General features: G+C 74.4%; 20 protein-coding genes and 1 pseudogene. 14 read left to right on the forward strand and 7 right to left on the reverse strand.

Annotation, left to right across the window (positions count from 1 at the left end):
* Positions 1 to 62: 62 nt before the first annotated feature.
* From OG689_RS11260 to OG689_RS11270, 3 genes are all read left to right on the forward strand, one after another.
* Positions 63 to 1,247 carry a M48 family metalloprotease gene (locus OG689_RS11260; protein ID WP_266319827.1) on the forward strand — a complete coding sequence of 395 codons (1,185 nt, stop codon included), beginning with the start codon at positions 63 to 65 and terminating at the stop codon, positions 1,245 to 1,247.
* Positions 1,248 to 1,335: 88 nt separating this feature from the next.
* On the forward strand, positions 1,336 to 1,758 hold the full coding sequence (locus OG689_RS11265) for a MarR family winged helix-turn-helix transcriptional regulator (protein WP_073922751.1): 423 nt from the start codon (positions 1,336 to 1,338) through the stop codon (positions 1,756 to 1,758).
* Between the two features lie 112 nt (positions 1,759 to 1,870).
* Entirely contained in the window at positions 1,871 to 3,016 is a 1,146-nt protein-coding gene (locus OG689_RS11270; RefSeq protein WP_266319829.1) for a PP2C family protein-serine/threonine phosphatase, read from the forward strand.
* A gap of 64 nt (positions 3,017 to 3,080) precedes the next feature.
* Here the strand turns inward: OG689_RS11270 and OG689_RS11275 are convergent, their stop codons facing one another.
* The gene (locus OG689_RS11275) at positions 3,081 to 3,680 is read right to left on the reverse strand and encodes a DUF5994 family protein (protein ID WP_266319831.1); all 600 of its coding nucleotides are present in this window, start codon (positions 3,678 to 3,680) and stop codon (positions 3,081 to 3,083) included.
* A gap of 973 nt (positions 3,681 to 4,653) precedes the next feature.
* Between OG689_RS11275 and OG689_RS11280 the strand changes: the two genes are divergently transcribed.
* The 9 genes from OG689_RS11280 (at position 4,654) to OG689_RS11320 (ending at position 16,168) form a co-directional block, all read left to right on the forward strand.
* The gene (locus tag OG689_RS11280; RefSeq protein WP_266319833.1) at positions 4,654 to 7,467 is read left to right on the forward strand and encodes a nitrate- and nitrite sensing domain-containing protein; all 2,814 of its coding nucleotides are present in this window, start codon (positions 4,654 to 4,656) and stop codon (positions 7,465 to 7,467) included.
* Positions 7,464 to 7,898, forward strand: coding sequence for a roadblock/LC7 domain-containing protein (locus OG689_RS11285; protein WP_266319834.1), 435 nt, complete (start codon positions 7,464 to 7,466; stop codon positions 7,896 to 7,898). The genes OG689_RS11280 and OG689_RS11285 overlap by 4 nt, the downstream gene beginning before the upstream one ends.
* Before the next feature lie 47 nt (positions 7,899 to 7,945).
* Positions 7,946 to 8,308 carry a DUF742 domain-containing protein gene (locus OG689_RS11290; protein ID WP_266327018.1) on the forward strand — a complete coding sequence of 121 codons (363 nt, stop codon included), beginning with the start codon at positions 7,946 to 7,948 and terminating at the stop codon, positions 8,306 to 8,308.
* 5 nt (positions 8,309 to 8,313) lie between these two features.
* Positions 8,314 to 8,904 (forward strand): ATP/GTP-binding protein, encoded by a 591-nt coding sequence (locus OG689_RS11295; RefSeq protein ID WP_266319835.1) that lies wholly within the window; start codon positions 8,314 to 8,316, stop codon positions 8,902 to 8,904.
* Between the two features lie 24 nt (positions 8,905 to 8,928).
* The gene (locus OG689_RS11300; RefSeq protein ID WP_266319836.1) at positions 8,929 to 10,062 is read left to right on the forward strand and encodes an FAD-dependent monooxygenase; all 1,134 of its coding nucleotides are present in this window, start codon (positions 8,929 to 8,931) and stop codon (positions 10,060 to 10,062) included.
* A gap of 182 nt (positions 10,063 to 10,244) precedes the next feature.
* Positions 10,245 to 12,818, forward strand: coding sequence for a family 2 encapsulin nanocompartment cargo protein terpene cyclase (locus tag OG689_RS11305; protein ID WP_266319838.1), 2,574 nt, complete (start codon positions 10,245 to 10,247; stop codon positions 12,816 to 12,818).
* 329 nt (positions 12,819 to 13,147) lie between these two features.
* Positions 13,148 to 14,290 carry an MFS transporter gene (locus OG689_RS11310; RefSeq protein ID WP_266327020.1) on the forward strand — a complete coding sequence of 381 codons (1,143 nt, stop codon included), beginning with the start codon at positions 13,148 to 13,150 and terminating at the stop codon, positions 14,288 to 14,290.
* A gap of 200 nt (positions 14,291 to 14,490) precedes the next feature.
* Positions 14,491 to 15,228, forward strand: coding sequence for a CPBP family intramembrane glutamic endopeptidase (locus OG689_RS11315; RefSeq protein WP_266319839.1), 738 nt, complete (start codon positions 14,491 to 14,493; stop codon positions 15,226 to 15,228).
* Positions 15,229 to 15,343: 115 nt separating this feature from the next.
* Positions 15,344 to 16,168, forward strand: a complete 825-nt coding sequence (locus OG689_RS11320) for a hypothetical protein (RefSeq protein WP_266319840.1) — start codon at positions 15,344 to 15,346, stop codon at positions 16,166 to 16,168.
* 51 nt (positions 16,169 to 16,219) lie between these two features.
* Here OG689_RS11320 and OG689_RS11325 read toward each other — a convergent pair whose 3' ends face one another.
* Both OG689_RS11325 and OG689_RS11330 read right to left on the reverse strand, forming a co-directional pair.
* Entirely contained in the window at positions 16,220 to 17,887 is a 1,668-nt protein-coding gene (locus tag OG689_RS11325; RefSeq protein WP_266327022.1) for an alpha/beta hydrolase, read from the reverse strand.
* Positions 17,888 to 18,149: 262 nt separating this feature from the next.
* Positions 18,150 to 18,675, reverse strand: a pseudogene (locus OG689_RS11330) (acyl-CoA dehydrogenase family protein); the annotation flags it as partial.
* A gap of 102 nt (positions 18,676 to 18,777) precedes the next feature.
* Here OG689_RS11330 and OG689_RS11335 point away from each other — a divergent pair.
* Both OG689_RS11335 and OG689_RS11340 read left to right on the forward strand, forming a co-directional pair.
* Complete coding sequence (locus tag OG689_RS11335) at positions 18,778 to 19,479, forward strand: TetR/AcrR family transcriptional regulator (RefSeq protein ID WP_266319842.1); 702 nt, start codon at positions 18,778 to 18,780, stop codon at positions 19,477 to 19,479.
* A gap of 23 nt (positions 19,480 to 19,502) precedes the next feature.
* Entirely contained in the window at positions 19,503 to 19,661 is a 159-nt protein-coding gene (locus OG689_RS11340) for a hypothetical protein (RefSeq protein WP_266327781.1), read from the forward strand.
* 64 nt (positions 19,662 to 19,725) lie between these two features.
* Here the strand turns inward: OG689_RS11340 and OG689_RS11345 are convergent, their stop codons facing one another.
* From OG689_RS11345 to OG689_RS11360, 4 genes are all read right to left on the reverse strand, one after another.
* A complete protein-coding gene (locus OG689_RS11345; protein ID WP_266319844.1) occupies positions 19,726 to 22,725 on the reverse strand; it encodes a penicillin acylase family protein in 3,000 nt (999 codons plus the stop codon).
* A 379-nt stretch (positions 22,726 to 23,104) separates the two neighbouring features.
* Complete coding sequence (locus OG689_RS11350) at positions 23,105 to 24,073, reverse strand: alpha/beta fold hydrolase (RefSeq protein ID WP_266319846.1); 969 nt, start codon at positions 24,071 to 24,073, stop codon at positions 23,105 to 23,107.
* Between the two features lie 323 nt (positions 24,074 to 24,396).
* Positions 24,397 to 25,554: an NAD(P)/FAD-dependent oxidoreductase gene (locus tag OG689_RS11355; RefSeq protein ID WP_266319848.1), complete on the reverse strand. Its 1,158-nt coding sequence runs from the start codon at positions 25,552 to 25,554 to the stop codon at positions 24,397 to 24,399.
* Positions 25,555 to 25,834: 280 nt separating this feature from the next.
* Positions 25,835 to 26,560, reverse strand: coding sequence for a TetR/AcrR family transcriptional regulator C-terminal domain-containing protein (locus OG689_RS11360; RefSeq protein ID WP_266319850.1), 726 nt, complete (start codon positions 26,558 to 26,560; stop codon positions 25,835 to 25,837).
* Positions 26,561 to 26,648: the final 88 nt, after the last annotated feature.

Genomic DNA, 26,648 nt, shown 5'->3' on the forward strand with positions numbered 1-26,648 from the left:
CGACCCCGCCGGTGCGCGATCCTGGACCCGGCAGCTGCCGGCCCACGAGCCCGGGGAGTGGAATGCGTACGGACACGGACACCGGCCCCGCACCTGGCACCGACCCCGCACCGGGGGCGGCCGACTTCACCCCCGCCGAGCGCGCCCGCGGCCGCGCGCTGCGCCGCGCGCAGTCCCCCTGGGCGCTCGGCGGGCGGCTGGCCGGGCTGGCGCTCTCGCTGGGGCTGGGCCTCACCCCGGCCGGGGCAGGCCTGGTGACGGCGGCCGGCGGGCTGTTCGGCGGCGGCCGGACGGCCACGGTGCTGGCCGGGACGGCCGCCCTGGTCCTGCTCGGCCAGGCCGTCGCGCTGCCGTTCGGAGCCCGGGTGACCGCCGTCCGGCGGGAGTACGGGCTGGTCACCCAGGGCTGGGGCGGCTGGGCCGCGGACGCCCTGCGCGGCCTGGCCCTGACCCTGGCGCTGGCCCTGCCCGTGGTACTGGTGCTGTTCGCCCTGACCGAGCACTCCCCCGACGGCTGGTGGATCCCGGCGGCGGCCGGCGCCGCGCTGCTGACCGCCGCGCTGTCCTTCCTGTTCCCGCTGGTGGTCGAGCCGGTGTTCAACCGCTTCGCGCCGATGCCGCCCGGGCCGCAGCGGGAGGCCCTGCTGGCGCTGGCGGCCCGGGACGGCGTCCGGGTGCGGGACGTGCTGGTGGCCGACGCCTCCCGCCGGACCACCGCCCTCAACGCGTACGTCTCCGGTCTCGGCGCCACCCGCCGGATCGTCGCGTACGACACCCTGCTGAGCACCGCCGACCCGGGCGAGGTGGAGCTGGTGGTGGCGCACGAGCTGGGCCATGTGAAGGCCAGGGACGTGCTGACCGGGACGCTGCTCGGCGCGCTCGGGGCGGCCCTGGCGGTCTGCGCGCTGGGGCTGCTCACGAGCTGGGAGCCGCTGCTCTCGACGGCCGGCGCCGACTCCGCCGCCGATCCGCGGGTGCTGCCGCTGATGGCCGCCTGCGCGGCGCTGATCGGCGCGCTGGCCGGCCCGCCGCAGTGCGCGGTCAGCCGGCGGGTGGAGGCGCGGGCGGACCGGCACGCACTGGATCTCACCGGGGATCGCGAGCGGTTCATCGCGATGCAGCGCAGGCTGGCGGTGGCCAACGTGTCGGACGTCGACCCGCCGCGGGTGCTGGAGCTGCTGTTCGCCACCCACCCCAGCGCGGTGCGCCGGATCGCCGCCGCCCGCGCCTGGCGGCCCACCCCCTGAGCAGGCCCGATCCCGTCCGGCGTTGTACTGTGCAACACCGTGTCCGCGGCACCGCGCAGCCGGTCCGCCCGAAGCCGAGGAGGTGCCCGTGAGCGGCCGCGAGTCGTCGATCGACACCATCCAGCGGGAGCTCACCGCCTTCGCCCGGCGTGCCCGGCACAAGGCCTCGCAGCTCCACCCGGACCTCTCGCTCGTCACCTACAGCATCCTGGACCTGATGAACGAGCGCGGCGGCTGCCGGGCCGCCGACGTCGCCTCGTACTTCATGCTCGACAAGTCGACCGTGAGCCGGCAGGTCGGCGCGCTGGAGAAGCTCGGGCTGCTGGTCCGCGAGGCCGACCCGGACGACCAGCGCGGCCAGATCCTGCGCCCCACCGAGGCCGGTCTGACCCTGCTGCGGGAGGCCGCCGAGCAGCGGCGGCTCTCCTTCACCGAGCGGTTCACCGACTGGGACGACGAGGACGTCGCGCGGTTCGCCGACTACCTGGCCCGCTACGGCGCGGCGGACTGACCCACCGTCCGCCGGCCCACCGCCCGTCCGAACCCCGCCCGCCGGCCCGCCGCCCGGGGCACCGACCGCGAGCCGCATGGCGCCGTGCACGGGCCCGGTGTACAGAGGAGACGTGTCCCCACAGCAGAGCTCCCCCGGACGCCTTGGGTGGTGGCGGCCCGGCCGTGCACTGCAGGTGATCCCGCTCGTGCTGATCGTGGCCATCACCGTCGTCGACATCCTCGCGCCGCCGGAGATCCACCTGGGGCCGCTGCTGATCGTGGCGCCCGCCCTGGCCGCCTCCTTCGGCGGCGCCCGGGCCACCACCGTGGCGGCGCTGCTGGCAATCGCCGCGCAGGTCCTGATCGGCCTGTTCCGGGACGGGCTGACCACGGCCAACCACCTGGCGCAGGTCGCCGCCCTGATCGGGGTGTCGGCCTTCATCGTGCTGCTGCGCGTGCTCCGCGACCGGCACGAGCGGGAGCTGCACCAGGTCCGCTCGGTCTCCGAGGCCGCCCAGCGGGTCCTGCTGCGCCCGCTGCCCGACCGGATCGGACCGCTGCGGCTGGCCTCGGTCTACCTCGCCGCCGAGGCCGAGGCGCAGATCGGCGGGGACCTCTACGCCGTCGCCCGGACCCCGACCGGCACCCGCCTGCTGGTGGGCGACGTCCGCGGCAAGGGGCTGGCCTCGCTCGGCGACGCCGCGCTGCTGCTCGGCGCCTTCCGGGCGGCCGCGCACCTGCACTCCACCCTGCCCGAGCTGGCGACCTACCTGGACGGCAGCATCTGCTGGGACCTCGCCCAGCCCGCCGCGGCCGACGACCCGGGCGAAGATCCGGGCGAGTCGTTCATCACCGCGGTGATCCTCGACATCCCTGACGACGGCACCGAGATCCGGATGGTCGACTGCGGCCACCCGCCGCCGCTGCTGCTGCGCCGGGGCACCGTCACCGCCCTCACCGCCCGCCGCCCGGCCCCGCCGCTCGGGCTCGGCGACCTGACGCCGGACGGCTACCAGGTGGAGGTCTTCCCGTTCGGGCCCGGCGACCGGCTGCTGATGTACACCGACGGCGTGATCGAGGCCCGTGACTCCGCACGGAGCTTCTACCCCCTCGACGAACGGATCGGCCGCTGGGCCGGGGAACACCCGGCCGCGCTGCTCGCACAGCTGCGCCGCGACCTGCTCGCGCACGCCGGCGGACACCTCGACGACGACGCCGCGATGGTCGCCGTCGAACGCCTCGGCACCGGCCCGGACGAGCCCGCGGCGGGGACCTGAGCACACGCCCCGGCAGACCCGACCGCCCGTCCCCGCCCCCGGTCGCCCGTCGCTCGCCCGCCGGTCAGCCGCCGGGCTGCGGCAGCGGCGGCAACGGCTGCGGCCCGGGCGGCAGCGGGACGGGCCACGGCGGCGGCCACGGCGGCGGCCAGCTCGACGTGGCGTTGCGCCGGGTGGTGCGGGCCGCCGCGGCGGGCCGGGCCAGGGACGCGGCGGTGAGGATCCGGGCCGCCAGGGTGCTGTTGCCGGGAGAGGCCGCCGAGGCCATCGCGGTGCGGGCCACGGTCGGGCGGGTCCGCGGCGGGACGACCAGCAGCAGGAAGTGGTCCTGGTGCCCGCCGCCGACGCCGATGGTGTGGACGCTGGAGGAGAAGCAGTTGACGCGTACGACCCGCCCGTCGACGGTGACCCGGTCCGGCACCGTGTGCCAGGCCGTCCGCTCGACGCCGACGTGCAGGATCGGGCCGACCCGGCGGCGCAGCGCGGTGATCAGGGCGGGCAGTTCGCGGCCCAGCTCGCGCGAGCGCGGCCACCAGGCGCCGTCGAACATGCCGGTGTGGGAGAGCGAGGGATCGAGGGTGAACCGCGCGCCGCGGCGGTCCACCGGACCGAGCAGACCGGGCGCCTGGAAGATCGGGTACGGGAAGGTGCGGTCGGTGGCCATGGCGTGCCCGTCTCCGGCTCTCGACGAACCGGGTGACTGTCCGGGGGCGACGCCGGTCCGGATGCCGGCGTCCGCAACGTCCTCGGTACGTCAACCCTACTGCGGGCGGGGGCCGATCCGAGCTCGCCCGGCAGGCCGGTTTCGGCCGGTTCCGGCGCACTCCCGGGGCGCCGGAGGCCCCGCGCAGGCCGGACTCCCGTCGGGCCGTCCCCGGAGCACGAGGACGACGGGTCGACACCCGGTCGGCCCCGGGGACCGGTACCGGACAGGTCGACACCCGGTCGGCCCCGGGGACCGGTACCCGGGAGTGACCACGGCCTCGGGGCGGGGCGACGAGGTCCTCCGTCGCCCCGCCCGTGGGCGCCGGCCGCTCCCCGCCCGGGAGCGGGCCGGCACCGGGGCGCGATCCCCGTACGCAGCGCCGCGGGTGGTCCCCCGCAACGTCCGGCGTGCCCGGGCCCCGGCGCACCGGCCGGACGGGCGCCGGACGACCAGCGCCGATTGCGGCCAGGGGTCTCGCCGGATCGGCCGACGCCCGGCCAGGTCCTGTTGGGGACGCGGGTGCTGACGCCCCGACCGGAGGCGTTCCGCCGGGCGCGGGACCTCGTCGGGCGGGTGCCGGCGCGCTCCGGCATGTACATCGGTCCGGGCCCGTGGAGTTGACAGGTCTGGACAACGTGCACGAACCGTGGAGGCCACCTCGGGTGATGCCCGCCCGACGTCCATAGGACGGGCGCACTTTCACTCCCGTAACACAGTATGACTAGTATCGCTTCGTCAAAAGCCATACTCCAGACGGTCGTCCCGACGGACCACCGCCATCCCAGAGGAGAATGCTCTGCGCGCGCGTGCCAATCGGCGGACCGCTTCACCTGGTCAGGGGGCGGCCGCCGGGCCGCCGAGCCCCAGAGGCGGCAGAGCCGGAAAGAAGCCCCCCAGGCTGTCCCTGCGAACGGCGCTCCTCGTCCTGGCGGTGGTACCCGGCCTCGCGCTCGCCGCGCTGTGGGCGGTGACCAGCGGTCAGACCATCTTCGACTTCCAGCGGCAGGCCGGCCAGGGGCTGCTGGCCCAGAAGGCCGGACAGCCGTCCAACATCGTGTACTACAACCTCCAGGAGGAACGCCGGCTCAGCGCCGAGGCGCTGGTCGACCCGGGCGCGTCCACCGAGGCGCTGCGCCGCCAGCGCCAGCTCACCGACGAGGCCGTCCGGACCTTCCAGGCGCTCTCCGAGGACGTCGCCGCGGACGCCCCGGCCGAGGTCCGGACGGCGGTGTTCCAGGCCCGCCAGGCGATGACGCAGCTGCCCGCGCAGCGCGCCATGATCGACCGCGGCTCGGCCGACCAGCAGGCCGTGTTCAGCTACTACACCGACCTCATCTCGGTGGACCTCTCGCTGTTCACCGCGCTCAGCCACGTGGACAACGGTGAGATGACGTACATCTCCCGGGCCCTGGTCGACGCCTTCTGGGCCAAGGAGATGCTCGCCCGCGAGGACGCCGTGCTGGCCCGCGGCTGGCAGAGCGGGAAACTGAGCACCGCGGACCTCCAGCTGGTCCAGCAGTCCATCGGCAACCAGTCCTTCCTGATCACCACGAAGATCACCCCGTACCTGCCGGCCGCCGAGGCGCCGGCCTGGCAGACGCTGACCAACAGCGCCGCCTGGCAGGCCAAGGCCGCCGTCGAGCAGGCGCTGATGCGCCCGGCCGCCACCGAGGCCGGCGGCGGTGTCAAGCTCCCGCCGCTCCAGGACCAGTGGCGCCAGGCCGTCGACCAGGTCAACCCGCAGCTGGTGAAGCTGATGGAGACCCGCACCGCCGGCGTGGTGGAGGTCGGCAAGTCGACCACCATCGCCCTGCTCGTCAAGGTCGCGCTGACCAGCCTGGTCGGCCTGCTCGCGGTCGTCGCCGTGATCATCACCACCTGGCGCCTGACCCGCTCGCTGCGCCGCCGGATCCTCGAACTGCAGGGCCAGGCCCAGGAGCTGGAGCGCACCCTGCCCGAGGTGGTGGAACGCCTCGGCCGCGGCGAGCAGGTCGACGTCGAGGCCGAGAGCCGGGCCGTCGGCGACCAGGGCGAGGCCACCGCGAGCGACGAGCTCGGCCAGCTCGGCCACGCGCTCAACCTCGCGCGCACCAGCGCCCTGGAGACCGCCGTCCGGCAGGCCGACCAGTACCGCGGCTTCGAGCGGCTGCTCCAGCGGATCGCCCGCCGCACCCAGCTGCTGATCGGCCTCCAGCTCAAGAAGCTGGACGAGCTGGAGCGCCGGCACGAGGACCCGGAGGTCCTGGAGGGCCTCTTCGACCTCGACCACCTGACCGCCCGGCTGCGCCGCTACGAGGAGAACCTGGTGATCCTCGCCGGCGGCCAGCCCCAGCGCCGCTGGCGCAAGCCCGTCCCGCTGCTCGACGTGCTCCGCTCCGCCCAGGGCGAGGTGCAGGACTACCGCCGGATCATGCTGGACGTCGAGGGCAGCCCGTGGCTGTCCGAGCGCGCGGTCGGCCCGGTCGCGCACGTGCTCGCCGAGCTGATGGAGAACGCCGCCACCTTCTCCCGGCCGCCCACGCCCGTCGAGGTGCGGGCCGCCGTCGTCGGACGCGGCCTGGCCATCGAGATCGAGGACCGCGGCCTGGGCATGGACCCGGAGCAGTTCGCCGCGGCCAACGAGCTGATGAGCCGGCCGCCCCGGATGGACGTGCTGGCCAAGGCCGACGACATCCGGCTCGGCTTCTACGTGGTGGCCCGGCTCGCCGCCAACTCCGGCCTGCGGGTGGAGTTCCGCCCGTCCGCCTTCGGCGGCACCCGGGTCGTCGTGCTCGTCCCGGCCGAGCTGGTCTCGGACGGGAATCCGGAGCACGAGAACGCCGTACCCGTCGAGCCGATCCCGCTGCCCGCCCGCAACCGGGGGCGGGCGCTGGCCGGCGTACCGGCCGCGCTGCCCGAGCCGATGGCGACCGTGCTGTCGCTGCCCGAACTGCCGGAAGCCGATCACCGTGAGCCCGGATTCGCCGAACCCACCTACGCCGAGGCCGAGTTCGCCGAGGCCCAGTACTCCGGCGCGGGCCGTCCGCGGCGCAGCCGGCCGGCCGCCGGCTTCGGGACGGACGGGTTCCCGGCCCCCGGCTTCGGGACGGACGCCCCGGCGGCTGACGGCTTCGCCGGCGACCGGTTCGCGGCCGACGGGTTCGGGACGGACGGGCCGATGACGCCCCGGCTGCCCGTCCCCGGCTTCCCCGCGGACGGCTTCCCGACCGGCGGCTACACGCCCGACCGGTTCCCGGGCGAGGCCGACCCGGCGCCCGCCTTCGGCTACCCGGAGCACGACGGACCGGCCGCCGGGTACGCCGACGACCGCCACCGCGGCGCCACCCACCCGTACACCGAGCACGCCCCCACCGGGCACGACCGGCCGGCGGCCCGGCCCTCCTGGGCCTCGCCGCCCGACGCGTACGGCCACGGCGGGCAGTCCGGCGAGGCTCTGACCGCCGACGAGAAGCCGCTGCCGCGCCGGGTCCGGCAGGCCCACCTGGCCGCCGAACTCCGGTTGCCGCCACCCGGGCAGGGTCTGCCCGCGCAGGCCCCGCCCCCCGCCGAGGACGTCTTCCGCAGTCCGGCACCACGCCGGTCCGGGGCCGCCATCGGCGCCTTCCAGCGACAGTCCCGGGCCGCGCGCGGCCAGGGCGAGGACACCGGAACCCAGCAGCACCCCGCAGTTCCCGCCCCGAGCCCGTCCCCGTGGGACGGACCGCGGACGGATCCCAACACCCCTAGGACGGAAGACCGGACATGACGCGCACGATAGCCACCCATCAGGACCTGGACTGGCTGCTGGACGGACTCGTCGACTCGGTGGCCGGAACCCGGCACGCCGTTCTGCTCTCCGACGACGGCCTGGTGGTCAGCCACTCCCGCAGCATCGACCGGTCGGACGCCGAGCGGCTCGCCGCCGTCGCCACCGGCCAGCAGAGCCTGGCCCGCGGTGTCGGACAGCTCTTCGACGGCGGCCAGGTCCACCAGGTGATCGTCGAGCTCGCCGACCTCTGGCTGTTCATCATCGCGGCCGCTCAGGGCACCCACCTCGCGGTGGTGGCCTCGCAGGACGTCGACGCCGAGGTCATGTCGGTGGCCATGCACACCCTCGTCCAGCAGGTCGGCCAGAAGCTGACCACCCCGGCCCGCTCGGAGTTCGACGCGTTCGCCGCCCGGGGTGGCCGAGGGTGAGGCCGCACTGGAGCGACGAGGAGGAGGACGACGACCTGTCGGGCACGATGGTGCGCCCGTACACCATCACCCGGGGCCGGACCGCCCCGGAGCGTGACGACCTCACCCTCATCACCGTGCTGACGACCGTCCAGGACGGCCCCCGCGCGGAGTTCGGCCGAGCCGGCCGGACCCCGCGCGGGCTCCAGCCCGAGCACCGCCTGATCCTGGACCGCTGCCGCCGCCCGGCCGCGGTGGCCGAGGTGGCCGCCGGTCTCAACCTGCCGATCTCGGTGACCAAGATCCTGCTGGGCGACCTGATCGCCCAGGGCCTGCTGCTCGCCCGCGCCCCGCTCTCGGTGGCCGCGGGCGGCGGCGGCGTGAACCTCGGCCTGCTCACGGCCGTTCGCGAAGGACTCCGGAGACTCTGAAGAACATGACCATCGGGACGAACAGCCAGACGGCACCCGCCGCCGTCAAGATCCTGATCGCGGGCGGCTTCGGCGTGGGCAAGACCACCCTGGTGGGCGCCCTCAGCGAGGTCGCACCGCTGCGCACCGAGGAGTACCTGACCCGGGCCAGCATCGGCGTCGACGACCTGAGCGGCGTCGACAACAAGGACACCACCACCGTCGCCCTCGACTTCGGCCGGATCACCATCAGCTCCGAGCTGGTGGTCTACCTCTTCGGCACACCGGGCCAGGAGCGCTTCTGGTTCATGTGGAACGACCTGGTGAACGGCGCCCTGGGCGGCGTCGTCATCGTCGACACCCGCCGGGTGGAGAGCAGCTTCGCGTCGATCGACTTCTTCGAGAGCCGGGGCATCCCCTTCGTCGTCGCGATCAACTGCTTCCACGGTCGCAACACGCGCACCCCGGAGGAGATCAGGGCCGCCCTGGACCTCGACCCGCAGGTGCCGCTGCTGCTCGGCGACGTCCGCGAACGGGTCTTCGGCCGCGACCTGCTGCTCGCCCTGGTCGACCACCTGATGACCCTGCCCGCACCGCTGGCCGCACCCGTCGGCTGACCCACCCCCTTGGAGACCCCCGTCATGTCCTCTCCCCTGCGCGTCCTGATCCACGGCGGCGGCATCGGCGGCCTGACCCTGGCCACCGCACTGGCCCGGCGCGGCCACCAGGTCGACGTCGCCGAGCTGCGCGACGAGCTCGACGCCCTCGGCGTCGGCATCATCCAGCCCTCCAACGCGCTGCACGTGATGCGCGAGATCGGCGTCCTGGAGGAGTGCCTGGCGGCGGGCTTCGAGTGGGAGGTGCTGACCATCTGCGACCCGGCCGGCGCCACCCTCGCCAAGATCCCGCAGCCGCGGATGGCGGACGCCCCGTCGAACAACGGCATCCCCCGCCCGGCGCTGGCGAAGGTGCTCGGCCGGGCGGCCGCCGAGGCGGGCGCGAAGATCCGGTTCGGCACCACCATCACCGACCTGGCCGACGACGGCGAGGGGGTCGACGTCACCCTCTCCGACGGCAGCTCGGGCCGCTGGGACCTGGTGGTCGGCTTCGACGGCATCGGCTCGCCGCTGCGCAAGCGCCTGTACGGGGACCGCTTCGAGCCCGAGTACACCGGCTTCGCCAACTGGCGGGTCACCGTGCCGCGCGACCCCGAGGTCCGGGGCGTGGTGATGAGCGCCGGCAACCGGAACGCCAAGGCGCTGCTGACCCCGATCACCGAGGACCTGATGTACCTGGGCACGGTGTTCGCCGAGGCCGAGGACTTCCGGCCGGACCCGGAGCGCGCCCACGAGCAGCTCGCCGAGCGCCTCACCTCCTTCGCCGGCCCGGTGGCCGCGGCCCTGACCCACGTCACCGACCCGGCCGCGGTGGTGTACTCGCGGATCTCCCAGGTCACCGTCGAGGACGCCTGGTACGTCGGCCGGGTGGCGCTGGCCGGCGACGCCGCGCACGCCAGCACGCCGCACCTGGCCCAGGGCGCCGCGATGGCCGTGGAGGACGCCCTGGTGCTGGCCGAGAGCCTGGACACCGCGCCGGACGTGGCCGGGGCCCTGGCCGCCTGGGAGGCCCGCCGCCGCCCGCGCGCGATGTGGGTGCAGAGCCTGTCCCGCGCGATCCTCAAGCAGGAGACCGGCACCGCGACCACGCCCGAGGAGGACGAGCTGCTGAAGGTCGGAATTCCGGGCGCGGCGCATTTCCTCGTACGTCCGTACTGATGCCCTCGTACGCCCGTCCGGTGCGCCGGAACTGATTCCGACCTGTTCGACCTGGTGGGGCCCCGCATGCGGCGGGGCCCCATTTTTGTCCGGTGATATGACTGTTTCTGTTGCCGGATACGCCTTCGGGGGCCCGGGTAATGCTGAGCCGAACGGATGACACGGCATCAGAAACGGCACCCATGACGCAGCCCGATCAGACGAATCCGCACCTCGCCGTCGCCGGCCCGCCGGGCCCCGGCGGCCCCGGCCCCGGCCTCCCGGTTCCCGGCGGCCCCGGGCTCCCGGGGCCGGGCCTCACCAATCCCCGGCTCACCAACCCCACCCTGCTGCACCCGCGCCCGACGCCCGCCCGGCCGGCGGACTCCGCCCCGGCGATTCCCGGCGCCCCGATTCCCGGCCTCGCCGTTCCGGGCCTGCCGAGCCCCGGGGCGGCCGGGCCCGCGAAAAAGGACCCCGCGAAAGCAGACCCCGCGAAAGCAGACCCCACGAAAGCGGCCGGGTCCGCGAAATCCGCTCCCGCGCAGCCCTTCCAGCTGCCGGAGTTCTACCTCCCCCACCCCGCCCGGCTGAACCCGCACCTGGAGCACGCCCGCACCCACACCAAGGCCTGGGCCCGTTCGATGGGCATGGTGGAAGGCTCCGGCATCTGGGACGAGCACGACCTCGACTCGCACGACTACGCCCTGCTCTGCGCCTACACCCACCCGGACGCCTCGGCCGAGGAACTCGCCCTGGTGACCGACTGGTACGTGTGGGTGTTCTTCTTCGACGACCACTTCCTGGAGATCTTCAAGCGCTCCCAGGACCGCGAGGGCGGCAAGGCCTACCTGGACCGCCTGCCGGCCTTCATGCCGCTGGACCTCGGCGCCGAGGTGCCCGCGCCGACCAACCCGGTCGAGGCCGGTCTCGCGGACCTCTGGACCAGGACGGTACCCAGCATGTCCGCCGACTGGCGGGCCCGGTTCGCGGAGAGCACCGAGCACCTGCTCAACGAGTCGCTCTGGGAGCTCTCGAACATCAACGCCGGCCGCACGCCCAACCCGGTCGAGTACATCGAGATGCGCCGCAAGGTCGGCGGCGCGCCCTGGTCGGCGGGCCTGATCGAGCACGCGGTCGGCGCCGAGGTGCCGGCCGTGATCGCCGCCTCCCGGCCGATGCGGGTGCTCAAGGACACCTTCTCGGACGGCGTGCACCTGCGCAACGACCTGTTCTCCTACCAGCGGGAGACCGAGGAGGAGGGCGAGCGCAGCAACGGCGTCCTGGTCCTGGAGACCTTCCTCGGCTGCACCACCCAGGAGGCCGCCGACGCGGTCAACGAGCTGCTCACCTCGCGCCTGCACCAGTTCGAGAACACCTGCGTGACGGAGCTGGCCCCGCTCTTCGCCGAGCACGGCCTCGACCCGCTGGCCTGCGCGCGGGTGCTGGCGTACGTCAAGGGGCTGCAGGACTGGCAGTCGGGCGGCCACGAGTGGCACATGCGCTCCAGCCGGTACATGAACGGCGGCGGCTCCGGCACGGCGCCCACGAGTTGGTCGCCGTACGGCGCCGGATCGCTCGGGACCTCGGCGCTGGACCTCACCCGCCTGGGCGCCTCGGTCGGCCCGGGCCGGGCCCGGAGCTTCACGCACGTACCGCACCGCCCGGTCGGGCCGTCCCGGCTGCCGGACTTCCGGATGCCGTTCGAACTGCGGCTGAGCCCGCACCTGGACGCCTCCCGGCGCAACACCGTCGACTGGTGCCGCCGGATGGGCCTGCTCCAGCCGCAGCCCGGCATCCCGGCCTCGCACGTCTGGGACGAGAAGCGGGCCGCCGACATCGACCTGCCGCTCTGCTCGGCGGGCATCCACCCGGACGCCACCCTGGCCGAACTCGACCTGACTTCCGCCTGGCTGGCCTGGGGCACCTACGGGGACGACTACTACCCGGTGGTCTACGGCCGCCCCCGCGACCTGATCGGCGCCAAGGCCTGCAACGCCCGGCTCTCGCTGTTCATGCCGCTGGACGGGGCCGTCGCGCCGGCCCCCGCCAACGCGCTGGAGCGCGGTCTGGCGGACCTGTGGACCAGGACCGCCGGGCCGATGGCGCCGGATGCCCGGGCGAAGTTCCGCACCGCCGTCGAGGACATGATCGAGAGCTGGCTCTGGGAGCTGGCCAACCAGGCGCAGAACCGCGTCCCCGACCCGGTGGACTACCTGGAGATGCGCCGCAAGACCTTCGGCTCCGACCTGACGATGAGTCTGTGCCGGCTCGCGCACGGCCGGCAGGTGCCGCCGGAGATCTACCGCAGCGGGCCGCTGCGCTCGCTGGAGAACTCGGCGGCGGACTACGCCTGCCTGATCAACGACGTGTTCTCGTACCAGAAGGAGATCGAGTACGAGGGCGAGGTGCACAACGGCGTCCTCGTGGTGCAGAACTTCTTCGACTGCGACTACCCGACGGCGCTCGCGATCGTGGACGACCTGATGAACTCCCGGATGCGGCAGTTCCAGCACGTCGTGGAGCACGAACTCCCGGTGCTGTACGACGACTTCAAGCTGACACGGGAGGCCAGGGCGGTCCTGGACGGCTATGTGCGCGAGCTGGAGGACTGGATGGCCGGCATCCTCAACTGGCACTTCGGCTGCTTCCGGTACCAGGAGGCGGCGTTGAGCCACAGCCGTCTGCCGGAGCTGTCCGCGGTGTCGTTCACCGGTCCGACCGGGCCGGGCACGGCGGCGGCCCGGATCGCCGCACTGGTGGGGCAACTCGGCTGACCTGCGAGGGGTGGGCGGGCGGAGCGGACGGTCGGGCTCGCCGACCGTCCGCTCCGCCCGTCCGGTCGCGTCCTGCGTCCGGTCGCGCCCCGCCCGGTCGCGCCGTCTGCTGCGGAGCGGTACAGGAAGATCCGTCGAACGTGCCTCGGATGTTCACTACCTGACACCACGTTGGTACGACGAAAGGGTTATGTGTATACCTCACCTTTACCGAACCCGCCCATTGACGGAGACTCACCGTGCCCTCCCCCACGACCGCCACCATCGACCAGGCGGCCCCGCCCACCCCCGAGGCCCACACCGCCTCGCGCCTGCAGGCCGCCGTACTGATGGCCGGCAGCTGCCTGCCCATCCTCGGGGCCGTCCTGATCGCCCCGCTGCTGCCCAAGATGCAGGACCACTTCGCCTCCACCGCGGGCGCGAAGGCCCTGGTGCCGGTCGCGCTCACGATCCCCGCCCTGGCCCTCGGCCTGCTGGCCCCCTTCGCCGGCCTGCTGGTCGACCGGCTCGGCCGCAAGCGCCTGCTGATCGGCGCCAGCCTGCTCTACGCCCCGATCGGCACCGCGCCGCTCTGGCTCGACTCGCTGGGCGCCGTCGTCGCCAGCCGGGCCCTGCTCGGCATCGTCGAAGCCGCCATCATGACCTGCTGCACCACCCTGATCGGCGACTACTACTCCGGCAAGCAGCGCGAACGCTACCTCGCCCTGCAGACCATCTGCAGCGCCCTGTCCGCCACCGCCTTCTTCGCCGTCGGCGGCGCGATCGGCGAGGCCGGCTGGCGCGCCCCCTTCTGGGCGTACGCGGTGAGCCTGCTGCTGGCCCCGCTGATGGCCACCGTGCTGACGACCCCGGACCGCGCCGCGACGCCCGCCGCCGCTCCCTCCCCGCAGGACGCCCCCAGCCCCTTCCCCTGGCGGCGGATGGCCGGCCCCTGCGCGCTCACCTTCTTCGGCGCGGTGGTCTTCTACACCGTGCCCGTGATGACCTCGAACCTGCTGGACGACCTCGGCATCACCGCCTCCAGCACCATCGGCCTGGCCACCGCCACCGCCAGCGTGGCCACCGTGATCGGCGCGTTCACCTTCACCCGCCTCGCCGACCACGCCGAGCGGCTGCTGCCCGCCGTGCTCGCGCTCTGCGCGGCCGGCTTCGGCGTGATGTGGCTCGCCGACAGCATGCCCGTCCTGGTGGCCGGCGCCGTCCTCAACTGCCTGGGCGGCGGCATGCTGCTGCCGACCCTGCTCACCCGCGCGATGGCGCTGCTCGACTTCGCCGACCGCGGCCGGGGCACCGGGCTCTGGAACGCCGCCTTCTTCCTCGGCGAGTTCATCTGCCCGCTGGTCCTGCTCGGGCTGGCCCCCGCAGCGGGGAGCCTGGCGGCGGCGGTCGGCCTGCTCGGCGCGGTCACCGTGCTGGTCGCCGCCGCACTGCAGCTCCGCCGGCGCCGGGCCGCCGCGCTGCCCGCCGCCTGATCACGCCGCCTGATCACGCCGCACCGCCCTCCTCGTCCCACCGCCCGGCCCCGCCGGTACGACGGCCGAGGCCGGCCGGGCGCTCCACCGCCCCGGCCGGCCTCTCCGCCGACCCGCCCACCGGCCCGCCCACCGGCACGCCCCCGGGCGATCCCGGCCCGCAGCCCCGAGGATGGAGAGCGGGCCGTGAGGAGGCGACAGTGCATCGAGGGAGCAGCGAGCCGGGCGCCGGCGGCGTGATCGGCGTACGGACCGGCGTGGCCGTCACCGTGCTGGTCCTGGTGCTGGTCAACCTGCTCAACAACCGGCTCGCCCCCGGGGCCTACCTGATCACCGCGCCGCTGACCGCCGCCGTGCTGCTCGGCGTGCTGCGCCTGGCCGGCGGGACCTGGGCCGACGCCGGCCTGGACCGGGCCGGCTGGGGTCGCGGCGCCCGTTGGGCGGGCGTCCTGATCGGCCTGGTCGCCGCGGTCTATCTGGTGGGGGCCCTGTTCCCGCCGACCCGGGATCTGTTCACCGACCGTCGCACCGAGGGCGACAGCGGCGCCACGGTCGCCTTCCAGGTGCTGGTCCGGATCCCGCTGGGCACCGTCCTGCTGGAGGAGGTCGCCTTCCGGGGCGTGCTCTACGGCCTGCTCCGCAAGGAGTGGGACGTCAAGGTCGCCACCATCGGCTCCTCCCTCCTTTTCGGGCTCTGGCACATCCTGCCCTCGCTGCACCTCTCCGACGACAAGCCCGCCCTCAACCCGCTGTTCGGCGACTCGGTGCTCGGCGTGGTGGTCGTGGAGATCGGCACCGTCCTGTTCACCGGCCTGGCCGGGGTCCTCTTCTGCGAACTGCGGCGGCGCAGCGGCAGCCTGCTCGCCCCGGCCGGCCTGCACTGGGCCACCAACGCCCTGGGCATCGTGACCGGGTTCGCGCTGCGCGTGCTCACCTGACGGACCGTCCGCTGATCCGCCCGGAGCCCCCGGCCGACGCGCTAGATTGGGCGGGCGCCGTCCGCCGCCGACGACCTGCGCACACGACACCCATGCTCCCGGGGGGAAGCAGTACATGGCATACACCCATGGACCGGCGTACGGCGGGGCCCCGCTGCCCCAGGCGCCGGCCTGGTCCGTGCTGGACGAGTACCTCTGGCACACCTGCGAGATCCTCGCGGACCTCCACGCCGGCCGGCTCGCCCAGCGACCGCCGGTGGCCACCCGGGCCCGGCTGGAGCCGGGCGAGCGGGCGCTCGCGGTGGGCCCGGCGCACCGGCTGGGCTGGCGCCCGCTCGGCGACGGCAGTTACCAGCACAACTCGACCTTCGCGATCGGCGGGCCCGCCTTCGTGATCGGCACGCTGGCCGCCTCGGCGATCGGCAACGCCAACCGGCGGCGCAACGCCGAACTGGCCGCCCGGCCGCGCTGGCTGCTGGACGGGACGGGCGAGCTCACGGTCACCGACCGGCACGTGTTCTTCGGCCACCCGCAGTGCCCGCTGCACCTGTCCTGGGACGGCCTGGAGTCGATCGAGCTTTCCGGCCCCGACCTGTTCGAGGCCGGGTTCCACGACATCTACGGCGGCGGGTACACCACCGTCCAGCTGCAGACGCCGTGGGCGTCGCTGATGTTCGTCCGCGCCGCGCTGACGTCCTTCCCCGCGCATCCCCGGCTGCTGACCGGCGGCTGGCTCCCGCCGGGGTTCGAGCAGCGCTGCGCGCAGGCCGGGCGCCCGTTCCGGCCCGCCGCCGGGCTGACCGCCGGCCCGGCCGCGCCCCCGCCGCACCCACCCCCACCGCAGGCACGGCCGCAGGTCGCTCCCACGACGCCGCCCCCGCCGCGCGGCGCGCCCGACGTCCACCTGGGTAAAGGCGCCCCGCCCGGACCGGTCGGCTGACCCGGCGAGGGCCGGCCGGCTGACCCGGCGAGGGCGGGCCGGGCGCGGCCCTCAGGAGCCCATCAGCGCGGCCAGCCGCGCGGTGTCGGCGGCCGTCCAGCCCGGCGGCGCCGCGATCGCCGCCCAGGCGTCGGTGGGGAGCGTCCCGTAGCGGTGACCGAAGCCCGGCGGCACGTTGTTGGCGCCCATCAGGTCGCAGACCACCTGCCAGAAGGTGACCACCGGGTACCAGCGCATCGCCGGGGAGACGTCCTTGGCGCGCGGGTCCTCCAGCCATTCCGGCCGGCTGAACAGCATCGACGGGCTCCACCAGACGATCGGGTCGGACCCGTTCTGCAGGTAGACGATCCGGGTCCCGTCCCAGGGCCGGGCCGGGACGTCCAGGTCCGCCGGCACCTGGGCGAAGCGCACCGAGCGGCCGTCCTCGAAGACCGGGCGCCAGACCGGGCTGCCGGGCTCGCGGTCGGCGGTGACCCGCTTCCACAGCGGGTTGTCGTACGTCGGGCCGACCAGCAGGGCGCCGTCGGTCTCCGTCGCCAGCCGGTCCAGCTGCCCGTCGAAGGCCTTCTCGGTGGCGAAGGAGCCCAGGCTCTCGCCGAACACCACCAGGCGCGGACGGCCGGCGGCGGGAAGCGTCGCCCACTTGGCGTGCACGGCGTCGAACAGCGCCCGCCCGGCGTCGACGGCCTCGTCCTCGGTCAGGACGGAGACCCAGCTCGGCAGGTAGGAGTACTGGATCGCCACCATCGCGCTGTCCCCCGCGTACATGTACTCCAGCGGCCCGCTGGCCTGCTTGTTGATCCAGCCGCTGCCGGTGGTGGCCATCACGGCGAGCACCTTGCGGCTGAACCCGCCGGTGCGCTCCAGCTCGGCGACGGCCAGGTCCGCCCGCCCCTGCAGCGTGTCGGCGGCCCGCAGGCCGACGTAGACCCGGACGGGGTCCACGGCCTCGTGGCCGGCGAAGGCCGTCAGCTCGGCCTTGGTCGCGGCGGTGCCGACGAAGTCCCGGCCCTTGGACCCGAGGCTCTGCCAGGACTCCAGCGAGGCCGGGCTGCCCGACAGGGTCGGCAGCTGCGGCTGGACGATGCCGGGCGTCGTCCCCTCGTCGGTCAGCGAGGCCGCGCCCTCGACCACGCTCAGCACCCCGGACAGCAGGAACCCCTGGACGAAACCGACCACCAGCACCGCCACCACCACGACCCCGGCGCCCGCCGCCACCGCCCCCGGCACCACCTGGCCCAGGGCGTGCACGACGATCCGGGTGCCGAGCCGGAGCAGCCGGGCCACCAGCACGACCAGCGCCAGCACCAGCAGCGCCAGCACCGGCACCAGGGACCACCGCCACCAGGAGATCTCCGGAGGCAGCGTGACCGCCCGCCGGACATCCCCCTGCCAGCGGACGCTCCGCGCCGTCACCGCGATCACCAGGACGCTGCCCACGACCGCCAGCACGGCCCAGGCGATCCGGCGCACCTGCGGCCCGGGCCGGGCCCCGAGCCGGCGCGCGAGCGCCCCGAGCAGCGCGCCGAAGCCGTACCCGATCGCGGCGGTCACCCCGGCCTCCGCGCCCTGCAGCCACCAGGAGCGGGGCAGCATGGACGGTGTGAGCGACAGGCAGTAGAACAGCACCGCCCCGGCGGCGGCACCCCAGCTCGGCCACCGCCGCAGGACCGGGCGGTCACCGGCGTGCTCCCTGAGCCGTTCGCCGAACCGTGCCATCGCTCCCACGCCAGCTCCCTCGTCCGCTCCACCGGCCCGGCCGCCGGGCGGGCACCCGGCGTCCACCGGGCCCGGCCGCCGGGCCGGGGTCCGCTCCTCCCGAACGGCCTCGGCCCTGGTAGGCCCGGCGGCGGCCCGGTCCTGGTTCGGGAGTGATCGCCCCATTTTCGGCCGATCGACCCGGATGGCGCGCTTCATCCGCCGCCGGACTCCCCCGTGTCGTCCCGGGACGAACGGCGGCGCCCCGGCCGGCACAGGTCCGCTACCGGATCGGCAGGCCCGAGATGGCTCGGGAGATCACGGGGCGCTGGATCTCGCTGGTGCCCTCGAAGATGGTGTAGATCTTGCTGTCCCGGTGCAGCGCTCCACCGGCCGAACTGCACGCGCTGCCCCGCGTACTCGAGCGCGTACTCGTACGCGGCCCGGGCGATCCCGAGCGCCTGTGCGCCTGTGCGCCTGTGCACCTGTGCACCGACCGTCGGCGGCTCAGCTCGAAGGTGGCCATCGCCGCCTGCCCGCGGCCCGCGCCGCCCTCACGGACCCGGGCGAGGCGCTCGTCGAGCTTCTCCTCCCGCCGAGCACGCAGTGCCCGGGGACGCGGACCTCGTCCAGGAAGACGTCGGCGGACCTGGCGGCCAGGCCCCGGGTGCCCGGCGGGACGATGAACGCCGCCTGGCCGCGCGCGCCGAGCGACGGGTCCACCGAGGCCACCACCACGTGCACCCGGCGATCCCGCCGTTGGTGATCCAGGCCTTCTGACCGGTGATCACCCATCCGTCGGCCGCCTCTGATCGTCGGTCAGGTCGAGGCTGAAGGTCTTCAGTGCATTCTTACTCGAGAGTAAGTTTACTGATCGGTAAGTTCAGGAAGCCGTTGGATACCCTTGCACGATGGATCCGCAACCCAGCCGCAAGCGGCTGCCCCGCAAGGTGCGCGAACAGCAGATGCTCGACGCCGCCGTGCAGGTCTTCTCCCGGCACGGGTTCCATGCCGCCTCGATGGACGAGGTGGCCGAGGGCGCCCAGGTCTCGAAGCCGCTGCTGTACCTGTACCTGGGATCCAAGGAGGAGATCTTCGGCGCGTGCATCGCGCGGGAGGCCGACCGCCTGGTCAACGCCATCGGCTCGGCGGCGCTGAACCGCGGCGACGACCCGGCCGACCGGCTCTGGCACGGGCTGACCGCCTTCTTCACCTACGTGGCCGAGCACCGGGCCAGCTGGGTGGTGCTCTACCAACAGGCCCGCAGCCAGAGCGACTCGCTGGCTGCCCAGGTCGCCAGGTCCCGCTCGGAGATCATCGACACCGTCACCGAACTGGTCCGCCAGTCGATGGAGTTGCCCGCCCGCGGCGGCGACGGCAGCGACTACGCCGCGCTGCGCCGGGAGTCCGCCGCCGTCGCGCACGCCCTGGTCGGCGCCGCGGACGCGCTGGCCGAGTGGGCGCTCGCCGTCCCCGGCGAGCAACCGCAGGTCACCGCAGGCCGGTTGATGAACATGATGTGGATCGGCCTGGAGCGACGGGCCAAGGGCGAGAGCTACCACGCCCCCGAGGGGCCGGCCGCGACCGAGGCCCCCGCCGCTCCCCGCCCGTAGCCACCGCGCGGCCCACCCACCGTGTGGCCCACCCAGCGCGCGCCCGGGCCGGCGACGGCCGGGTACGGATCGTGGCGGGCGACTTCACCGAGGAGCGCGGCCTGCTCACGCCCTCGCTGAAAGTCAAGCGCCGGGCCGTCCTCGAGGCGTACCAGGAGGACGTCGCCCTCCTCCACGGCTGATCCCGGCCCGGCCCGCACCGCGCCCCTCCCCCGTACCGGCCGGAGGGGCGCGGGCCGCGGACGGTCAGCGGTGGCTCTGGAACTGCACCACCTGCTGGTACGTCGGCCGGTTCTGCCAGGTGGTCTTTGCGTCGGTCACCCCGCCCAGCGGACGCTGGACGATGGTGTCGGCGCACCACTGGTCGCCGGCCGCGCAGTCGGCGTCGCCGGGGTAGACCTGGGCGGCGGTCCGGCCGGCGGCCTGCTTGAGACTGTCCAGCAGGGCCTGCCGGCAGGCGCCCAGGTCGCCGCCGCCGCAGAACGGCCGGGCCAGCGGGCCGGCCACCGGCTCGCCGAGGACGGCCCTCAGGTCCTTGTCGACATAGCTCCACCAGCCGTACTGGAAGGCGGACCCCTTGTGCGGCACCGACTCGTTGGCGGAGACCGGGCCGCCGCCGAGCGGGCCGCTCTGGCCGCCGGAGGGCGACTCGTTGATCTGGAGCGCGCCGGTCAGCGCCGCGAACAGCGGATCGCCCATCCCCGGACGGAACTCGGCCTCGGCCAGCAGCGGCCACCAGGCGTCCAGGATCCGGATCGCCTCCGCGTCGGCGTAGCCGTGGCTGCCGGCCGAGGTCTCCCGCCGCAGCCCGCCCGCAGCCTGCCAGGCCGCCAGCCTCTGCACCGCGGCGGCCTGCGCCGGATCGGTCACCGGTGCGCTGCGGATCACCCGCAGCAGGTCGGGCAGCACGTCCTCGGCCCGCAGGTCGGTCAGCGCCGCGCTCTCCATCGCCTGGACCAACGCGGCCCTCCCGACCTTCGTCCCACCCGTGACCAGCGCCTTCACCCGGTCGTCCAACAGGTCCCCCCGGTGCACCGAGCCGTTGCCGAAGCCGGCCGGGCCCACGCCGTCCGCCTGCTTGTTGTTCCAGGAGATGTAGTAGTCCTGGTCGACGGACTGCGGGTGCCGGTCCGGCGTGGTGTATCGGGCGGTGTTCGCCACCGGGTCGAAGTCCAGCCACTCGTAGGCGGGTCGGGCGAGCACCGGCAGGCCGGGGTCGACCCCGGCCGCGCGCACCGGGTTGCTGCCGGAGTTGTAGTACGCGGCGTGGGCGGAGTCCGCGTAGAACCAGTTGAAGGTGTAGTTGATGTTCTGCGCGGCCTGCTGGAAGCTCGCCGGATCGTGCACCGCGGACGGGTCGTTGAGCATCTGGAAGCCCACGATCGAGTCGGCCTCGTGGCGGTAGGTGGAGCGCAGCGAGGTGAAGGCGACGGGCTGTCCGCCGATCGTCCCCCGGGCCTGGACCAGCCCGTACGCCGTCCGGTTCATCACCAGCGTGTACGAGCCCGCCGCGGTGCCGTCGGCGGTGGTCGGCGCCCAGGCGTTCTTCCGCTCCAGCCGCTCCATCGGCGTGCAGGTCCCGTGCCACAGGTAGGAGTTGGCGGCGAGGGTCGCGGGGGTGCCGTCGGTCGTGCAGAGCGGCACGGCGTACGTGTCGGTGATGTCCTGGCCGGCGGAGGTGGCGCTCCAGGCGTAGTCCTGGCCGCGGCCGAGCTCCACGTAGAAGCTGAGCCCGGCGAAGGCCGCGCCGCGGGCGCTGATGCCGGGGCCCTGGAGTTCCTCCAGCATCAGCAGCTGGGGCGCGAAGTAGCCGGTCTGCGGGCCGAACACGGCCACCGGGTGGCCGTCGTCGGTGTACTTCCCCGACACCACCAGGGCGTTGGACATGCCGTGCTTGGCGGTCAGCAGGTTCCCCGGCAGCACGCCGGCGGCGGTCGGCGCGGTGGAGGCGCCGGTGCCGGTGGCGTCGTGGACCATCGGCTCGGGCACGACCGAGCCGGGATCGGGCAGCGCGGTGCCCTGCGGGTTCGCGGGGGGCTGCGCGTACGGGAAGCTCTGCCCGTCGTGCAGGGTCCGCACCGCCTCGGGGTCGTCGGCCTCGCGCAACGAGGACCAGAGCGCATCGCCGGCGGCCGGTCCGTACGTCGCCACGGCGGCCGACTTCACCTGTGCGGAGGCGAGTTCACCGCCGCCGCCGGAGCCGAACAGGGCGCCGACGACGGAGGCCAGGGCCACCAGGTCGGTCAGCTGGAAGTGGTCGATCCCGCCCGCGTTGGTGAACCAGTCGATGTGGCCGGTCAGGTCGTACTCGCCGGGGAAGGTCCGGTCGCGGTAGACCTTGTCGATGTAGGTGTTGATGCCGTCCAGGTAGGCCTGGGCGTCGGCGAGGGCCTGCCGGGCGCGGGGGCCGGTACCGAACGCGGTGTCCACCTGTTGCTGGAGTTCGGCCTCGGTGTAGGGAGCGGCCTGCCAGAAGCTCTGCTCCAACTGCCGGTTGGCGATGGCCCCGCCGGCGAAGCCGGAGAGCTGGCCGCGGCCGACGTGGCGGAACAGGTCCATCACCCAGAGGCGGTCCTGGGCGGCCGCGTACCCGGCGCCGTACTCGGTGCCGTAGCGGGTGGTGCCGGTGATGTGCGGGACGCCGGTGGCCTTGTCGCGGACGATGGTGACGTCCGGGCGGGGACTGATGCTGCCGGCCACCTGGCCGGCCGGCACGCCGAACGAGGCGTCGTTGAAGAAGCTGCCCAACTGCGCCGCGGTCAGCGTGGGGTAGGCCTGGGCGAGGGCCGCATAGGGGGCCAGCTGGTCGTCGGTGTGGGCCGGGCGGGTGCCGAAGGCGCGGTTGGCGAGGATGTCCGCGAGGGTCGCGTTGCCGTTCTCGCCCGGCGGCAGGATGTCGAGGCACCGGCCGGCGCAGAGGTCCGTCGCGGCGACGGGGGCGCCGGCCGAGGGGGTCGGCGCGGCGAGCGCGAGGACCGTGGCGGCGACGGCCAGGACGGCAGCAGCCCGGCGGCGCGGACGGCGCGGCTCCGGGCGGGCGGCGGCGGTACCGGTGGCGGCGGTACGGGCGGCCTTTCGGGCGGCGCCGGTACGGGGTGCCGGCTCGCGCGGGACGGCGGGGTGCGGGACGGCGGGGTGCGGGACGGCGGGGTGCGGGACGGCGGGGTGCGGGACGGCGGGGTGCGGGACGGCGGGGTGCGGGACAGGCGGGCGTCGGTTCCTCAGGTGTGGTGTCCTCAGGTGCATTCCCAACTCCTCACGGCGGAACTCAGGACGGCGGCGGCCGGCGGACCGGCCGCGGGCCCCCGCCCGCGCGGTGCGGGGCGGGGGCCACTGGGTGGGGCGCCTTCCGAGGTGGGGGCCTCGGGTGGGGGCTTCCGAGGTGGGGGCCTCGGGTGGGGGCTTCCGAGGTGGGGGCCTCGGGTGGGGGCTTCCGAGGTGGGGGCCTCGGGTGGGGGCTTCCGAGGTGGGGGCCTCGGGTGGGGGCTTCCGAGGTGGGGGCCTCGGGTGGGGGCTTCCGAGGTGGGGGCCTCGGCGCTCAGGTTCGGGGCCGGGACGGCGGCCCGGACGGCGGCCCGAACAGGGGCTGCGGGTACCGGGTACCGGTGTGCGTACCCGGGCCGGGTCAGCCGGTGAGGTTCGCCCAGCAGTCGGCCTCGCCGACGTGCGCCGGGTCGAGCGCGTGCCGGATCTCGTGCCGCACGACCGGATCGAAGGCCATCAGCACGTGGTCCGGGCTGTTGGCCGGGCAGAGGTCCTGCACCAGTACGTTGTGCACGTCCGGACCGGTCAGTGCCTGGGTCCGATACGGGGTCACCACCTCGTCGTAGCGGGTGTAGATGGCGGTGTACGAGACGCCCGGCATGGTGTCGCCCCCGGCGTTGAGCCTGGTGAGGACGTCCGAGCCGACGACCTGGTCCGCGCAGGCGGGGCAGGCGGAACCGACGATGTCCATCGCGCCGGGGATGGACTGCGCGAGGGTGGCGAGGCCCAGCAGCGTCGTCCCGTGGTTGCTGGGGGCGAGGCCGACCAGGGTGTGCACCTTGGCCGCGCCGCCCTCGAACTTCAGGTAGTAGCGCGGCGTCAGGCCGCCGCCCTGACTGTGGCCGACCAGGTCGGCCTTGGCGGCCCCCGTCGCGGCCAGTACGCCGTCGACGAAGGTGGCGAGCTGGCGGGCCGAGTCGGGCACCGGAGCGATGGCGCGCAGGATCGGGATCCCGGGCTGCTCGCCGTAGGTCAGCGCGAAGACGCAGTAGCCCTCGGCGGCGAGCGTGGGGGCGATGGGCAGCCAGTTGACGGAGCCGTTGGCGAAGGTCCCGTGCACCAGCACGACCGGGCGGGGGTGGGCCGCGCTCGGCCGGCAGGACCAGTTGTTGGCGCCCGGCACCAGCGGGGCGGCCAGGGCCTTGGCGGCCGCGACCGGGTCGGCGGCGGCCGCCTGGGCGGTGCCGGCCTGGGCGGGGACGGCGCCGATCACGGTGGCCGCGAGCAGGCCGCAGCCGGCGAGTGCGGTGGCGATCCGGCGGCGGATACCGGTACCGGTACGGGTGTCGGGTCTGGTTCCGGGCAGCACGAGGTGGGGGGTTCCAGGCATGACTGTCCTTCGGGTGGGGGGTCGAGGCGCATGCACTCCGAGGCGGCGAACTCCGCCTACGCACGGGTAAGTTACCGAGGAGTCAGAACCTTGGCCAGACTTCTCACACGCCCGATGTCGAGGACCTGCCAGCACCGAACCATGTGCCCGTGGTCACATCCGGGCACCGGAAACCCCGCCGCCCCCTCCTGGCCCTCCCGACCGGCCCTCCCGACCGGCCCTCCCGACCCGGTGGCGCGGACACCTCCCGCCCGCCCCCACGGCGCCGCCGCCGGCGTCCCGACCTGTCCCGAAGGCGGGCACGTGCCGGTCAGCCGGCCCGGTCAGCCGGCCTGGCCCGGGCCGCCGGCGAACATGTCGAGCAGGCCCTGCGGCGCATCCTGGCGAAAGCAGAGCACGAGGCCGTCGGCCGACGCGGCCGCGGCGGCTGTGGCCCGCGGCAGGAGAGCCTTCTCGTACGCGGCGAGGGCCGCCTCGGTGTCACCGGGGTGCGCGGCCAGGGCCTCGCCGAGCTCGGCCCCGTCGAGCATGGCCATGTTGGCGCCCTCGCCCGCGAACGGGGACATCACATGGGCGGCGTCCCCGAGCAGGGTGACGCCGGGAGTGCGGTCCCAGCTGTGGCCGACCGGCAGCGCATGCACCGGGCGGGCGACGAGCCGGCCGTCGGCGTCGGCGACCAGCGCGCGCAGCCGCTCGTCCCAGCCGGCGAAGTGCTCCAGCACGGCCGCCTTCGCCGTCCGGGTGTCGGGGTCGGTGAAGTCCACACCGGAGAGCCAGTCCTCCGGCGCCCTGAACGCGGTGTAGACGTGCAGGCTGCCGTCGGGCTCGCGGTGGGCGAGGAAGCCCCGGTCCTCGCCCAGGGCGAAGAACATGCCGCCACCCAGCAGGGCGGCGCTCTCCGGGTGGCGCTCGTCGGCGTCGCGCAGCTCCACCTCGACGAAGGACACCCCGGTGTACTGCGGGAGCGCGTCGGAGACCAGCGGGCGGACCCGGGACCACGCCCCGTCGGCGCCGACCAGCAGGTCGGTGCTGAGGACGGTGCCGTCGGCGAACATCACCTCGTGCCGGCCGTCGCCGACCGGGCGAGCCTCCGTGACCTTGGCGCCCCAGCGGACGGTGCCCTCCGGCAAGGAGTTCAGCAGCAGGTCGCGCAGCTGTCCGCGCTCGACCTCGGGGCGGTCCCCGTCGCCCTCGTCCTCCTCGTCGAGGCGGACCACGGCATGCCGGTCGAGCACCCGCACCGCCTGCCCGCCGAGGTGGACGAGCGGGCGGAACTCCTCCAGCAGCCGGGCGGCGGCCAGCGCGGCCTGGCCGGACTCCTGGTGGATGTCGAGCATGCCGCCCTGGGCGCGGGCGGTCGGCGAGGCGTCCAGGTCGAAGACGGCGGCCTCGATGCCGTGGACGTGCAGGACCCGGGCCAGGGTGAGGCCGCCGAGGCCGGCGCCGACGATGACGACGGGGTGGTGGGTGATGGTGGTCATGGTGCGCTCTCCTTGGATCGGCGGGGCCTTTCGAGGACCCCGGGCACTTCGGACGGTCGGCCCACGAGGACGCGACGGGGTAGGGGCCTGGCGACGACGCCGGCCCTGCGAAAGGGAACTACGGGACGGGACTGCGGGAGGAACTACGGGAGGGGAATACGGGAGGGACTGTGGAGACCGGCCCTCGGGCACGACGGAGTAGGGGCTCGGCATCGGCACCGGCCCGGCGGGAGTGCGACTGACGGGAACCGACGGCTGGACGCGGGGCTACCCCCGGCGCTCAGCCGCGGCTGTCACCGCCCGGTGCCGCCGCCGACTCCACGGCGGCCGGCACGGGGGTGTGCACGATGCCGTTGATCAACATCTGGAAACCCCAGGAACGGCGCGCCGAGGGCGGCCCCGCGAGCAGCCCGAGGCCGAGCGCCGCGATGTGCGGATGCGTCCCCGCGAAGGTCTCCTTCACGACCCTGGCCAGGGTGTCCATCTCCTCCTGGGCCTCGGCGGAACGCCCCCGGGTGGAGTGCTCGACCGCGGTGGCGGTGGCGTGCTGCAGCAGCACGTCCACCCCCCAGGCCGCCTGCCCGGCGGGGACCCCGCCCTCGGCCAGCAGAGCCAGCACGCCCTCGATCAGGTCGAGGTAGTGCGGACCGCTGGGGCGCGCCACCAGGGCGGACTGGGCCAGGCTCGGATGGGCGAAGAGCATGTCGGTGTACGAGCCGAGCAGCTGCTCCAGCCGCTCACGCCAGGACCCGCCCGCGGCGGGCGGCCGGACGGTCCCGAGCAGCTCGTCCAGGATCGCCGCGTGCAGCTCCGCCGTGTTGCGGACGTAGACGTACAGCGAGGCCGGCCCGGTGTCGAGCTCCTGCGCCAGGCGGCGCATGGTGACCTTCTGGAGGCCCTCCTCGCGCATGATCCCGACGGCGGCCGCCACGATGCCGTCCCGGGTGAGGGCGGGCTTCGCAGGGCGCTCCCGACGGCTGTGGGGAGTCCTGGAGTGTGCTGTCATCCCCCCAAGATAACGAACATGTTCGTTCGGAGTGCGCTGTCATGCCTCCACTCTAACGAACATGTTCGTTACGAACAAGTACGTCGCG

The sequence above is a fragment of the Kitasatospora sp. NBC_00240 genome, assembly GCF_026342405.1.
Lineage (GTDB): Bacteria > Actinomycetota > Actinomycetes > Streptomycetales > Streptomycetaceae > Kitasatospora.

What these genes read in the sequence shown, in the direction of transcription:
- OG689_RS11260 (WP_266319827.1), top strand. Translation starts at nt 63, where the DNA reads ATGCGTACGGACACGGACACCGGCCCCGCACCTGGCACCGACCCCGCA.
- OG689_RS11275 (WP_266319831.1), bottom strand. Translation starts at nt 3,680, where the DNA reads ATGGCCACCGACCGCACCTTCCCGTACCCGATCTTCCAGGCGCCCGGT.
- OG689_RS11285 (WP_266319834.1), top strand. Translation starts at nt 7,464, where the DNA reads ATGACGCGCACGATAGCCACCCATCAGGACCTGGACTGGCTGCTGGAC.
- OG689_RS11290 (WP_266327018.1), top strand. Translation starts at nt 7,946, where the DNA reads ATGGTGCGCCCGTACACCATCACCCGGGGCCGGACCGCCCCGGAGCGT.
- OG689_RS11295 (WP_266319835.1), top strand. Translation starts at nt 8,314, where the DNA reads ATGACCATCGGGACGAACAGCCAGACGGCACCCGCCGCCGTCAAGATC.
- OG689_RS11300 (WP_266319836.1), top strand. Translation starts at nt 8,929, where the DNA reads ATGTCCTCTCCCCTGCGCGTCCTGATCCACGGCGGCGGCATCGGCGGC.
- OG689_RS11305 (WP_266319838.1), top strand. Translation starts at nt 10,245, where the DNA reads ATGACGCAGCCCGATCAGACGAATCCGCACCTCGCCGTCGCCGGCCCG.
- OG689_RS11310 (WP_266327020.1), top strand. Translation starts at nt 13,148, where the DNA reads ATGGCCGGCAGCTGCCTGCCCATCCTCGGGGCCGTCCTGATCGCCCCG.
- OG689_RS11320 (WP_266319840.1), top strand. Translation starts at nt 15,344, where the DNA reads ATGGCATACACCCATGGACCGGCGTACGGCGGGGCCCCGCTGCCCCAG.
- OG689_RS11325 (WP_266327022.1), bottom strand. Translation starts at nt 17,887, where the DNA reads ATGGCACGGTTCGGCGAACGGCTCAGGGAGCACGCCGGTGACCGCCCG.
- OG689_RS11335 (WP_266319842.1), top strand. Translation starts at nt 18,778, where the DNA reads ATGGATCCGCAACCCAGCCGCAAGCGGCTGCCCCGCAAGGTGCGCGAA.
- OG689_RS11345 (WP_266319844.1), bottom strand. Translation starts at nt 22,725, where the DNA reads ATGCACCTGAGGACACCACACCTGAGGAACCGACGCCCGCCTGTCCCG.
- OG689_RS11350 (WP_266319846.1), bottom strand. Translation starts at nt 24,073, where the DNA reads ATGCCTGGAACCCCCCACCTCGTGCTGCCCGGAACCAGACCCGACACC.
- OG689_RS11355 (WP_266319848.1), bottom strand. Translation starts at nt 25,554, where the DNA reads ATGACCACCATCACCCACCACCCCGTCGTCATCGTCGGCGCCGGCCTC.
- OG689_RS11360 (WP_266319850.1), bottom strand. Translation starts at nt 26,560, where the DNA reads ATGACAGCACACTCCAGGACTCCCCACAGCCGTCGGGAGCGCCCTGCG.